This is a genomic window from Vibrio sp. SCSIO 43140 (assembly GCF_023716585.1).
Lineage (GTDB): Bacteria > Pseudomonadota > Gammaproteobacteria > Enterobacterales > Vibrionaceae > Vibrio > Vibrio maritimus_B.
Genome location: NZ_CP071851.1, coordinates 272,778 through 285,508, shown reverse-complemented (window position 1 = coordinate 285,508; position 12,731 = coordinate 272,778). Strand labels below are relative to the sequence as shown.

At 46.0% G+C, this 12,731-nt stretch carries 12 protein-coding genes; 2 read left to right on the top strand and 10 right to left on the bottom strand.

What is annotated here, in order from left to right; genetic code table 11:
• Positions 1–65 precede the first annotated feature (65 nt).
• On the top strand, positions 66–806 hold the full coding sequence (locus J4N45_RS19860; RefSeq protein WP_252016318.1) for a hypothetical protein: 741 nt from the start codon (positions 66–68) through the stop codon (positions 804–806).
• Between the two features lie 194 nt (positions 807–1,000).
• A complete protein-coding gene (locus tag J4N45_RS19855; RefSeq protein WP_252016316.1) occupies positions 1,001–1,882 on the top strand; it encodes a DMT family transporter in 882 nt (293 codons plus the stop codon).
• A 97-nt stretch (positions 1,883–1,979) separates the two neighbouring features.
• Here the strand turns inward: J4N45_RS19855 and J4N45_RS19850 are convergent, their stop codons facing one another.
• The 10 genes from J4N45_RS19850 to J4N45_RS19805 all read right to left on the bottom strand — a co-directional run bounded on the left by J4N45_RS19850 (position 1,980) and on the right by J4N45_RS19805 (position 12,641).
• A complete protein-coding gene (locus J4N45_RS19850) occupies positions 1,980–2,795 on the bottom strand; it encodes a phosphodiesterase (protein WP_252016314.1) in 816 nt (271 codons plus the stop codon).
• 4 nt (positions 2,796–2,799) lie between these two features.
• Positions 2,800–3,873 (bottom strand): ABC transporter ATP-binding protein, encoded by a 1,074-nt coding sequence (locus J4N45_RS19845; RefSeq protein ID WP_353505899.1) that lies wholly within the window; start codon positions 3,871–3,873, stop codon positions 2,800–2,802.
• Positions 3,874–3,884: 11 nt separating this feature from the next.
• Positions 3,885–4,673, bottom strand: a complete 789-nt coding sequence (locus J4N45_RS19840; RefSeq protein ID WP_252016307.1) for an ABC transporter permease — start codon at positions 4,671–4,673, stop codon at positions 3,885–3,887.
• Positions 4,674–4,675: 2 nt separating this feature from the next.
• Positions 4,676–5,488 (bottom strand): ABC transporter permease, encoded by an 813-nt coding sequence (locus tag J4N45_RS19835; protein ID WP_252016304.1) that lies wholly within the window; start codon positions 5,486–5,488, stop codon positions 4,676–4,678.
• A gap of 49 nt (positions 5,489–5,537) precedes the next feature.
• Positions 5,538–6,557, bottom strand: a complete 1,020-nt coding sequence (locus J4N45_RS19830) for an ABC transporter substrate-binding protein (RefSeq protein WP_252016301.1) — start codon at positions 6,555–6,557, stop codon at positions 5,538–5,540.
• Positions 6,558–6,559: 2 nt separating this feature from the next.
• The gene (locus J4N45_RS19825; RefSeq protein ID WP_252016298.1) at positions 6,560–7,588 is read right to left on the bottom strand and encodes a substrate-binding domain-containing protein; all 1,029 of its coding nucleotides are present in this window, start codon (positions 7,586–7,588) and stop codon (positions 6,560–6,562) included.
• Between the two features lie 369 nt (positions 7,589–7,957).
• On the bottom strand, positions 7,958–9,790 hold the full coding sequence (glmS, locus tag J4N45_RS19820) for a glutamine--fructose-6-phosphate transaminase (isomerizing) (protein ID WP_252016295.1): 1,833 nt from the start codon (positions 9,788–9,790) through the stop codon (positions 7,958–7,960).
• 73 nt (positions 9,791–9,863) lie between these two features.
• A complete protein-coding gene (locus J4N45_RS19815; protein ID WP_252016292.1) occupies positions 9,864–10,631 on the bottom strand; it encodes a DeoR/GlpR family DNA-binding transcription regulator in 768 nt (255 codons plus the stop codon).
• A 277-nt stretch (positions 10,632–10,908) separates the two neighbouring features.
• Positions 10,909–11,442 (bottom strand): MltR family transcriptional regulator, encoded by a 534-nt coding sequence (locus tag J4N45_RS19810; RefSeq protein ID WP_156111110.1) that lies wholly within the window; start codon positions 11,440–11,442, stop codon positions 10,909–10,911.
• 50 nt (positions 11,443–11,492) lie between these two features.
• A complete protein-coding gene (locus J4N45_RS19805; RefSeq protein ID WP_252016290.1) occupies positions 11,493–12,641 on the bottom strand; it encodes a mannitol-1-phosphate 5-dehydrogenase in 1,149 nt (382 codons plus the stop codon).
• Positions 12,642–12,731 lie beyond the last annotated feature (90 nt).

Sequence of the window (12,731 nt, the reverse complement as noted above, 5' to 3'; positions counted from 1 at the left end):
GTATTCACGAATCTACACTTAAGCCGAACCATAAATATCTAACACGAAAAATCGGAGGCAGTTCTATGAAGATGATAAAAACGACCTTGTTCGCGGGCCTAATGGCAGTGTCTGTTATCGCGAATGCAGCAGAACCACAACTTACCGATGAACAATTACAAATGGCGATGGAGGCTAGATTGGTTGAGCAGCTCAAAGATCCACAAGCTGCGAAACTGCTATCTGAGTTTTTGATTGAGGATGTGCTCACATGGCGAGCAGAAACCCTTGATATAAAAGAAGCGGATAGCATTCTAGCCTTTGCCTTTGGTAATCGACACGCCAAGAATGGCAACCAGATTCCGGGGCCAATGAATGGTCAATTGGCGGATCTTGCTGTAGAGCTTCATAAGGAGACAGGAAAGCCTGTTTATGCACAGTGGGAAATTGCCCAGCAAATTGGCGATAGAGTTGCAGCGGATAAACTATTTCCTATCTACCCCACCGTGAACGAAGGTGGTGAACTCATTTATTTGAATACGACCGGGGTAGCGCTTGACGCAGTTAAACAAGCAGGCGGTTTTGAAAAAATGGGTAAAACCATTGTCCTAGCGTTTTACGAACACAACTTAAGAGCAGTCAATACAGCAAGAGAAGCTGGTCTAGAGGCGTTTGCCCCGGCAGGCTATGAAATGCCTTCCGATTACGATGCAAATTCAGGACAACCTTGGACTCGCGATAGAAACACCTTCATGCTATATGAGGTGAGAACGAGAGCCAACGCAAAGCGCGCTGAAATCAATGACGGCAAGATCTACAAAAAATGACGAACATCATGCGCTAATTTGAATGTTCCGAGACTTACAAATAATAGTGCTTTTCACTTAAATGTGGAGGGCACAATTACTGATGTTCCACTAGCTCTGGATCATATCCTTTTGATACCCCGTCTTTCACTGGTTCTTTAACGCGTTGGCATTTGCTAACATAATCATCTGCTTATACATTCACCGGAACCACAATGTCTTTCAGTTGGATAGCCTTTACTCTCCTTGCTGCATTTAGCCAGTCTTGGCGTAACGCCTTTCAAAGCAAACTCAGCGGCACTATGAGTGTCGCCGGCGTCACTCTTGCTCGTTTTCTGTGGGCAGGACCTATCGCGTTGCTTTATCTTTTTGCGCTTTATCAATGGCAGCCCGTCGCTATTCCCACTTTCTCGGGAGAGTTCGTGTTTTACATTATTGCCGCCGCACTAATGCAAATACTCGCCACCGGATTGATGGTGCTGCTTTTTAAGTTAGAGAACTATGCTATCGGGGCAGGATTGGCTAAGTGCGAAGCACCTGTGTCGGCGGTGCTCGGTGTCCTCTTTTTTGGAACAGTATTATCGGTCACCGGTTGGATTGGCGTCTTGATTGGCACTCTGGGTGTTCTGCTTATGAGTAGCTCATCAGGCTGGCGAAGCCTGTCACCAAAAATTTTCTTTTTGGGTATGTCCTGCAGCACCGCATTTGCACTGACGTCGCTATGGGTTCGAGAGGCAAGCTTGAGCATCGGACTTCCCTTTCCCCACAGTGCTGCATGGGTACTGTTTTTGGTCATCTCGCTCCAGACAATCATCATTACCAGCTTCTTACTACTGCGAGAGCGTCACACCTTAGTTCAGATGTTCAAGAAGCCCAAGCTAGTAATCATGACAAGCCTCGCTAGCGTTATTGGGTCTCTCGGTTGGTTCAGTGCAATGTCATTGCAGGCAGTGCCTTACGTAAAGACCCTAGGGCAAGTTGAAGTCATTTTTATGATCTTGATTTCTTATTTTTGGCTGGGGCAAAGCGTCGCTCGCAAGGACATTACCGCACTGATTTTACTGTCTATTGCGGCGATTTTGGTGATGTGGCAGTAAGCTAAATTAACCACTCAGAAGTGCAGAAAACGAGACGTAAAATGCCACCTTGTACTAGGTGGCATTTTAATGTTTAGTTACTTTTAATGATTACACATCAATCTATTAGATTACCTTGCTCATCAAAAAAGGGATAAGGTCCTTCACTGTCACTGATATAACTAATGTGAGAAACCACTGAATCACCATCAAACTTAAAAAGCTGAATCGCATTCGGCTCGAGTGAAAACGATGAAGGTGCATCGGGCTCCAAGTCTAGAGTCACTGAATGACTATGCGAGGGTCCAACCCATACTGGTATTCCTTTCCAAACAGCAGTGATCGGTCGGTGTAAATGCCCGGCAACGATTCCAACCACATTGTTGAATTTACTCAATACCCCATAGAGCGCTTCTGAATTCTGGAGGTTTTGAACATCCATATGAGTCAGTCCAACATGCATCGGCGGATGATGAAGAAAAAGTAGAGTCGGCTTATCGGGATGTTGACCTAGAGTATCCTCCAGCCAAGATAAAGTTTCCAATGATAGTTGACCATAAGGCTTGCCGATCACTGAGCTATCAAGTCCGATCAATAACCGCTCATCACGCTCAACGACAAAGTTGCAAAACTCTGAATGATCAAATCGAACCAACTCGCTCAACCCTTCCCTTAAGTTAGCGCGATGATCATGATTTCCTGGAACAATTAGCATCGGAACTTCGACGTTCATTAGCTCCTGTTTGATAACCGCATACTCATCAGGCGTACCGAAGTCTCCGAGATCACCAGTAATAACCAGATAGTCTGGCTGTGGAATTAAGTTGTTAATATGGGACACCGCTTTGCGAAGGCAGTCTAAGGTATCCACACGACGATAGGCGCGTTTTCCGCCCTTTTTGATATGTAGGTCTGTTAACTGTGCAATGAGCATGGCGTTACTTCTTGAGTGGAATCAAACGAGAAGGGTCAAATGACAAGGTGACGACTTGTCCTGCTTGATACTCAACACGTTCAAAGCAATCTACCATCACCTGCGCATTGTGAGTAACACCAGACAACATGACACGAGTACGGTCACCTAGGAATACTGTGCTAGCAACCGTTCCTTGCAGTGAGTCTTTATCATCCGTAATCTCCGTTAACTGAATATCTTCAGGTCTTAGCATCACATTTAATGTTGAACTGCCATTAATAATGTCGGTTGGCAATGACAGAGCTTTGCCCGTATCCAGACGGAGTAGGCTGTTTTCAACATGACCTTCAAAGCGGTTCATCTGTCCAATAAAGTCGGCGACAAAGCTACTGTTGGGTTGCAGATAGATCTCTTTTGCTGACCCAATCTGAGCAATCTCACCGTGGTCAAGTACGGCAATACGATCGCCCATCGCCATTGCCTCTTCTTGATCATGAGTAACATATACCGCTGTAATGCCGAGATTTTTCAGCAAGGTTCGGATATCACCACGAAGACGCTGTTTAAGCAGCGCATCCAATGCCGATAGTGGTTCATCTAACAACAGTACATCAGGCTCAGTAATGATCGCACGAGCAAGCGCTACGCGCTGTCGTTGACCACCAGATAACTGATGGACACCGCGAGTTGCGTACTTCTCCAAATCGAACATCGCTAGCATTTCCTTCAGCTTTCTTTCGCGAACGACTGAATCTACACCGCGCACTTTTAAGCCATAAGTGATGTTCTCACTGACATTCATGTTCGGGAACAAAGCATAAGACTGAAACACCATGCCGACCTTGCGCTGCTCGATTGGTAGAGAGGTCACATCGTGGTTACCAAAAGCGATCTTACCGCCATTTTCATCAGCGAACTCTAGACCGGCAATCAAGCGAAGTGTGGTGGTCTTACCGCAGCCAGAAGGGCCCAAGAGTACTAAGATTTCGCCTGCTTTAATGGTTAGATCCGTTGGCTTAAGTGCCAAGGTTCCGTCTTCAAACGTTTTAGTAATATTGTTTAGCGTGATTTCGACGCCGTTTTTTTGTTCTAACATCATGAAAATTCTTAACTATTAGTAACTGGTTTTCTGTTGATCAGTTGCGCCAGCACCAACAGAGGCATAATAAGACATAGGAAAATAAGGGTGTAAGCCGAACTGATTTCTAGGCGCATTGACGCGTAAGAGTCAGCCAGACCAACGGGTAATGTTTTCGTCAGGGGCGTATGCAACATCCAGGTAAGGTTGAACTCACCGATAGACAGGGTGAGTGTCATCAGCATGCCAGCAACAATGCCTGCTTTGCAGTTTGGGACAATCACATCAAAGAATCGCTGCCAGAAGCTAGCGCCTAGGCTTGCTGCTCCTTCTTCAAGCACACTGACGTTGATACTTTGCAGCACTGCCAACACCGATTTGACCATAAATGGCAAAGTGAAGATCACGTGACCAACTAAGATAAACATCCAACTCGCTCGGAAATCACTGAATCCGCCATAGGCGAGGATTAAACCTAGAGAAATCGCCATACCCGGAATCGCAATAGGTAGCGTCAGGATTTCATCAAAGAGCGAAGCCCAGCGGCTTTTGCTTTTTGCCAGTACATACGCACAAGGAACCCCGACCAAGACGTTGATTACGGTCGTCGCTACGGCAATTTGCAGTGTTAGCCAAATGGTATCGGAATAGAGTGACCAAACTTGCTCCACCCATCTCAAGGTAAAGCCGCTTTTCATACCTACAAAATAGTTGTTAGTTAGACCGGCCATCACCGACATGATCACTGGCACAATCAAAAACGCGCACACTAACAAGGTGAACATCAATTGCAGATAGAAGTATTTGTCTTTTTTCATGATTAGCCCCCCATTGCGACTGTTGAATCACCTTGACGCTTGGCGAGCGCCAAACATACCCAGGTCACAAAGCCGAGTATCAAGCTTAAGGCCGCAGCCATGGCAAAGTTTGCGTTAAGGGTAAACTCGGTATAAATCGTCATTGGTAGCACGTTGATATTAGTGGCTAACGTAAATGCGGTACCGAATGCGCCCATCGATGTAGCAAAACAGATGGAACCTGATGAGATAAGACCCGGTTTCAACGCAGGAAGCGTGACATCTTTAAAGATTTGCCAGCGATTAGCGCCTAATGATCGGCCGGCCTCAAGTAAGTTATAATCGAGCTTCTCTGCTGCTCCCATCACGGTCAGCACGACACGTGGGATCGAGAAATAAAGGTAACCCAAGAAGAGACCAGCAATGGAGTAAGCAAACATCCAGCGCTCTCCCGTCAGCCATAAGCCTGCTTGCGCAAAAAGCCCTTGGCGACCTGCCAACATGATGACAAAGAAACCAATAACGACACCCGGAAACGCCAAAGGAAAGCTCAGCATTGCCACCAGCAACTCCTTGCCTCGAAACTCATAACGAGTTAGGAACAGGCCGCTTATCGTCGCAATGGCAAGACTCACCAGCGTCACTAACGCCGAAAGAGTAACGGTCGAAACCAAGCTCTTTAGATATAAAGGTCGAGTTAAAATGTGTAGGTAGCTTACTGCCCCGCCATCCACCAGTGATACCTGAATGAGCTGAACCACAGGCAGCAAAAAGAAAGCGCCACTAATTATCAAAGCAGGAAGCGCCAGTAAAAACGAAAGATTGTTTATTTTCATAAGAGTAAGGGTGGGAGGAGTCCCCACCCCCTAATAAAACTGATTTGAGTTAGTTAACTTCACTTAGATAGCGGTCAGCGAATGCTGCTTGGTTTGCGGACATGGCAGCAAAATCGACCGAGCCGGCTCGTTGATACTCTGAATCCGGAAGGAACTTGCTTTGTGCCTCTTCATCCATCACCCCATCGATTACCGGACGAAGGTAAGCATTGGCCCAAATCTGCTGGCCTTTTTCAGACAAAACAAAGTCTAAGATCTTCTCGCCATTTGCAGAGTTTGGAGAGTTCTTCACTTTGCTCATTACATAAGGAACGGCAATGGTACCCTCTTGAGGAATAACAAATTCAACGTTTGAGTAATCATCGTATTTGGCGCGGTAAGCGTTAAAATCATAGTCAAGCAAGATTGGGATCTCGCCAGAGATAACGCGTGCGTATGATGTTTGTCTCGGAACAATTGGTCGATTGTTTTTCAGCTTCTTGAAGTACTCAATCGCTGGAGTGAAGTCTTCAACATCACCACCCATTGCTTGGTTTACGGCTACAGCGCTAGCATAGCCAACAAATGCGCTTGTTGGGTCTAGGTAACCAACCATGCCGCGATACTCAGGTTTTAGCAGATCGTCCCAGCTTTGTGGTACCTCAGCACCGTCAAGAGCATCCACATTCACGAAAAAGCCGATCGTTCCAGAGTGGATAGCGAACCAATTGCCATCAGGATCTTTCATACCTTCTGGGATTTGGTCCCAGTTCGCTGGTTTGTATGGCTCAACCACATCTTGGTCCGCTGCGTTGATGCCAAACGAAACACCGTAGTAAACCACATCTGCTACTGGGTTGTTCTTCTCAGCAACAAGTTGAGATAAAGACTGACCAGAGTTTTTGTTGTCCATCGGAACACGAATACCCAACTCCTTGTTGATCAGCTGCAGCTGACCACCCCAGTTTGCCCACTCCGGTGGACAGTTATAACAGATAGCGTCTGAAGCTTGCGCTTGGAAAGTAGCGCCAGCAAGGCCAACCAACATACCTGCGGCCTTGATTAGTGTTGAACGTTTTTTAACAGCCATTTTTATTCTCCAATAAGTGCCTGTTCGTTAATGCTTACTATCGGGGCTTCACCAAGTGAGCCATTCATTTGAAGTTCGTAATCCATGGCAAGGCAAGTTTTCAGCTTTGAGCCAGCCTTGGCATTGAATAAAATGTCGACAGCGACTTGTCCCATCTTGAGATGGGGGACCGCTACCGTGGCAAGGCTTGGCGTTACGAGTTTGCCTAGGCTCATGCCATCAAATCCTATAATCGAAACATCTTGAGGAACACGAAGTCCCATTGATTGAAACGCGTTGATTGCTTTTAGTGCGAGTAGATCATTGCTACAAAACCAAACGGTCGGAGCACCTTTTGCTTTCATTGCCTCGGTTTCGGATTCACCGAACGAGTCCAACTTGCTCAATGGCACCTCAAGTAACGTTTTGATCTGAATACCGTGCTGTGCGAGGCCATATTTGAAACCTTGATAACGCTTTTCTGCCCTATCAGAAGAAGTAAACAGACCCGTTATCATGCCCACATCTCTATGCCCTAGGGTAACCAGCCGATTCGCCACATCGATACCTGCTTGATAGTTGTCGACGTACACACAAGGGGCATCTTGAGATTCGTTATGGAGCAAGCAGTAAGGAAAACTGAAATCCCTGAGCACGCCGAGCGCTTGATTATTGGCAGCATCTGCGACCGTCATAATCACGCCCTCAACCCGCAAGCGAATTAAGTCCGCTACCGCTCTGAGCTCCTGCTCTGAGTCGTATTGGGTATCAATGACAATTGTCGAATAGCCAAAATGTTGCGCTCGTCTTTGAATACCCGCGACAACTTCAGAGAACACCGGATTGAGAAGACTTGAGATCACCACTCCAATGGTTGGGTTCTTGCTTATCTCTACTTTATTCTCACGCTTAACCGCGCTGTAACCGGTCACTGTAATTACTCGCTCGATTTTTCGCGCAGTGGACTTGGCAACTGAGTCAGACTGATTTAAGAACCTCGAAACCGTCGCTGGTGACACACCTGCCAGCTCCGCTACATCTTTGATGTTCATCTCTACGCCTTCCTTGTTTCGACGTTGATGAGAGTAAACAGGCCCTATTACAGATTTATTAAGGATTATTTGCGATATAACTACATTTAGATGCAATCTTTAAAACTTTAACAACTCAATCAAAGACGTTTGCATATGAAACATTTTCATTTCATAAGCAAATTGCTCTTTTGGGGATAAGGAATAGACTGAATTAAAATGTGACTCAAATCACACTTGAATGACTAAAAACGAACGAGAGAAGATCGCTTTTTATAGAAGTGAGTGGCGTGTTTTTTTAGGAGGTATTTATCGGAGGGATATTGCTTACAAACTAAAAGGCAGCATAGGTTGCCCTATGCTGCCTTTCATTAGTACTAAAGACGAGATTTATTCTACCGTCACCGCTTTCGCTAAGTTACGTGGTTGGTCAACGTCAGTACCTTTGATCAATGCTACGTGGTAAGACAGTAGCTGCATTGGCACTGTGTAGTAGATTGGAGCGATGATGTCGTCCACATGAGGCATTTGGATGATCTTCATGTTTTCGTCGCCTTCAAAGCCCGCTTTCTCGTCTGCGAATACATAGAGTAGACCGCCACGTGCACGTACTTCTTCGATGTTTGACTTAAGCTTCTCTAGCAGGTCGTTGGTTGGTGCTACAACCACAACTGGCATGTCTGCATCGATTAGTGCCAGAGGACCGTGTTTAAGCTCACCTGCTGCGTATGCTTCAGCGTGGATGTACGAGATCTCTTTGAGTTTTAGAGAGGCTTCCATCGCGATTGGGTAGTATTCACCACGACCTAAGAATAGTGTGTGGTGCTTATCAGCGAAATCTGTTGCCAGTGCTTCAATTTCTTTGTCGAACGCTAGTGCTTTCTCGATGTTTGCAGGCAGTTCGTGCAGTGATTTCACGATTTCTGCTTCGCGTTCTTCAGTCATGCGACCTTGAAGGCGAGCAATAGACACAACCATCATCAGCATCGCAGCTAGCTGAGTTGTAAATGCTTTAGTTGAAGCAACACCGATTTCTGTCCCTGCGCGAGTCATGAATGCAAAGTCAGATTCACGAACCAAAGAAGAACCCGCAACGTTACAGATAGTCATTGCAGACATGTAACCTTTCTCTTTCGCAAGGCGAAGTGCTGCTAGCGTATCGGCTGTTTCGCCTGACTGCGAAAGTGTCACAAGTAGGCTGTTTGGACGAACAACGAAGTCGCGGTAACGGAACTCAGACGCGATTTCTACGTCACAGCTTACGCCAGCGATAGATTCAAACCAGTAGCGAGCGGCCATACCAGAGTTGTATGAGGTACCACATGCGATGATTTGAACGTGCTCAACTTTCTTAAGGATATCAACCGCGTTAACACCAATAGCTTCAGTCACGACTGCTTTATCAGTAACACGGCCTTCCATTGTGTTGATCAGCGCACGAGGCTGTTCAAAGATCTCTTTTTGCATGAAGTGACGGTATTGGCCTTTGTCACCTGCGTCATGTTCTGCGTTCGATTCTGTGATTTCACGCTCTACAGGGTTACCGTCAACATCAAGAACTTTAACGTCGCGACGAGTAATTTCTGCTACGTCACCCTCTTCTAGGTACATAAAGCGGCGAGTCACGCTCAGAAGCGCAAGTTGGTCAGAAGCAAGGAAGTTTTCACCAACACCGAAACCGATAACGATTGGGCTACCAGAGCGAGCAGCAACGATGCGGCTTGGGTCTTTACGGTCAACAACTACTGTACCGTAAGCACCGTCAAGTTGAGCTGCTGTTTTTTGTAGCGCTTCAACCAGTGTTTCTGACGTGCGACGTTCCCACTCAACTAAGTGAGCGATAACTTCTGTATCTGTTTGAGATTGGAACACATAACCGCGCTCTTGAAGCGTTGCACGTAGTTCTTCGTGGTTTTCGATGATGCCGTTGTGTACAACCGCGATATCACCAGATACGTGTGGGTGAGCGTTCGCTTCAGATGGTTCACCGTGAGTTGCCCAGCGTGTGTGCGCGATACCTGTACCGCCTGTCACATCTTGTGCATCAACAGCATCAGCAAGCTCTTGCACCTTACCTAGGCGACGAACGCGCTTAAGCTCTAAATCAGCATCAACAACGGCAACACCCGCTGAATCATATCCACGGTACTCAAGACGGCGTAGACCCTCTACCAAAATTTCTGCTACGTCACGTTGTGCTACCGCACCTACGATTCCACACATAGTAATTCTCCACTTTTTAGTTTCTGTTTCCCTCTATGAACGCAAGCAAGTCAATAGAAGAGGGATAAATTATTTAAGCGCAAATAACCTTTACGCTATTGGATTCGATGAGAGCTTTTTGCTCTTGAGTTAAGCCTTTATCAGTCACTAGCACATCAATTGCGTCCCATGCTAATTCTAGATTAGGAATTCTTCGGCCAATTTTCTCGGACTCGATCATGACGACCACTTCACGAGCGACTTCGGCCATGACATTACTCAGCCCGATAAGCTCGTTAAAGGTTGTCGTACCGCGCGCTAAATCCACGCCATCAGCGCCAATAAACAGCTGGTCGAAGTCATAAGAGCGTAATACCGATTCTGCCACTTGACCCTGGAAAGATTCGGAATGTGCATCCCAAGTGCCACCTGTCATCAACAAGGTCGGTTCGTTTTCTAGGTCGTTTATCGCGTTGGCAAGAGAGAGCGAATTTGTCATCACTACCAAGCCCTTCTTGTTGCCTAGGCGAGACACCAATGCACCTGTTGTGCTTCCGCAATCAATAACAATACGATAATGGTCGTTAATCAACCCTACCGCGGCTTCTGCGATCTTCTCTTTGGTTTCAGACGTCGCCACGGATTCGTTTAGCACTTCATCTACGGCTTCTTGAGGAAGAGAGACGGCCCCGCCATAGCGACGAAGCAACTGACCATTTTTTTCTAGCGATGTGAGATCTTTTCGAATCGTAACCTCTGAGGTATCAAATAAAGCAGACAACTCTTCAACACTGACTTCGCCACGCTCTTGGACTAGCTGGGCAATGGAATGGCGTCGAACCTGAGTATTACGTTTTCTCACTTTAACTTTCGCTTCAAAACTTAACTGATGCAAAAATTATTTCACAACGTAACTTATAGCGCAAGAAAATGGCTGTATTATTTGTAAGACACGATTTAACTGATGAAAAATCGAACAGTTAAGTTTCGTTTCGAAATTTAATTATGTAAGTTTACAGAACAAGTTCGAAAATAAGCACGCTAACGTGGATAAACGAAAGTGGATCTAGGGAAATTGGTAAAAGACGAGAAGGCAATAAAAAGCCCCAACACTTGTTAAGCATTAGGGCTGAAATAGACTAGACGAGAGGGTTATCTCGGCAAAGTGTGTTCACCATTTCGGTGATGGCAAGGATGATAGTAGACTTCACTCGCTGATAATGACGCTCTAAAAACATCTCCAGCATCACTTCATCAAGACCTGCGGTCATGCTGGCATCGTATTCGATCGGCATCATTTTTTGAATAGCACTGATTTTATTCAGTTCGAATAGCACATCAACTTCGGTAAAACTAACGTTGTTCTCTTGATGCTTTGTCCACTCTCTTAGGGTTACAAAAATGTCTATATCATCAAACACTTCTTTAGATATAACACCGAGGCCGAGGAGCAATTTAGCGCGAACAAGAATGTCGCCAAGAGGACCATCACTGGTGAGAAGGGGATCAACAACGTACTTCACTGCGTAGTCGTCTTTATGAAAGATACTATTGATAAGGGTGTCCAGAGTGTCGTCGATGGCATCATAAGCGGCCATAAGACATTCACTCGCGTCCTTTGCTTCGGACAGAGCTTCTAATAGTTCGGTTTCATTGGGCGGGTGCAGTGGCATAACATCTCTTAAAACAAAGGGTGCCACTTGCGTGGCACCAACAGCTTGAATCATTTGAGCGCTAAATACGCTTCGTGCGCTAGTGTAACAATTTCTGAATCAACATTCAGCTCTGAATAATGAGCCAGTGTTTTTTCAAATCCTTGTTCTGCAAACATAGCTTGAAGCTCAACCGCTTGTGGGTCATCGTCGTTTTTGTAAAGGAATGCTGCTGCGATACCTTTCAATAGGTGCCCATTCGGCAATCCATACTCAAGCGTACCGTTAAGAGGCTTAATCAAGCGATCTTGCGGGCTCAGTTTACGGATTGGTTGACGACCAACGCGGTCCACTTCATCACGAAGATATGGGTTGGCGAAACGACCCAGGATCTTCTGGATGTAAGCAGCATGAGCCTGCGCATCAAAGCCGTAGCGACGGATCAGTACTTCACCGCTCTCTTGCATTGCTGCGGTTACATCACCTCGAATCGCTTCGTCTTCAATAGAATCTTTGATCGTTTCGTGACCCGCTAGTACACCAAGGTATGCCGTGATTAGGTGACCTGTGTTAAGTGTAAACAGTTTACGCTCAACGAACGCCATTAGGTTGTCAGTACATTCCATACCCGAAATTGCCGGAATATCACCCACGAACTGAGTTTGATCGACGATCCACTCACTAAAGGTTTCAACCGTTACTGCTAGGGGATCAGTTTCGCCCTCTTCTGCTGGCGGTACAATACGGTCTACCGCAGAATCGACAAAGCCAATGTTTGCCTCTGCAAACGCTTTAACATCTTCAGAAAGGTGCTCAAAGATCATCGCTTTTAGCTGGCTAGTACCGCGCACCATGTTTTCACACGCGATGATATTAAGTGGCGCTGTATTGCCATTTGCTGCACGCTTTTCGATGCCTTGTGCTACCGACTTAGAAATGATTTTTAGTACTGTCGGACCGACTGCTGTCGTGACCAACTCTACGCTAGCGATAAGGTCGATAATGTCGCCGCTGGTAGAGTTTACTGCCGTAACATTGGTTACTTCTTCTACTACTACATCTTCGCCAACGATTTTTACAGGGTAGGATTGACGTTCAATCAGAGCGTTAACCACGGTTTCGTTTACATCTGCAAATGTTACATGAATGCCTGCATCTGCAAGTAGTTTTCCGATAAAGCCACGACCGATATTACCTGCGCCAAAATGTAATGCTTTCATAAGACGTCTTCCTAAATAACTCATTAAAAAAAGAAAAAGAAAAAATCAAAAATGAGACCAACAAGGGGGGCTGTTGGTCTCTTTCACTTA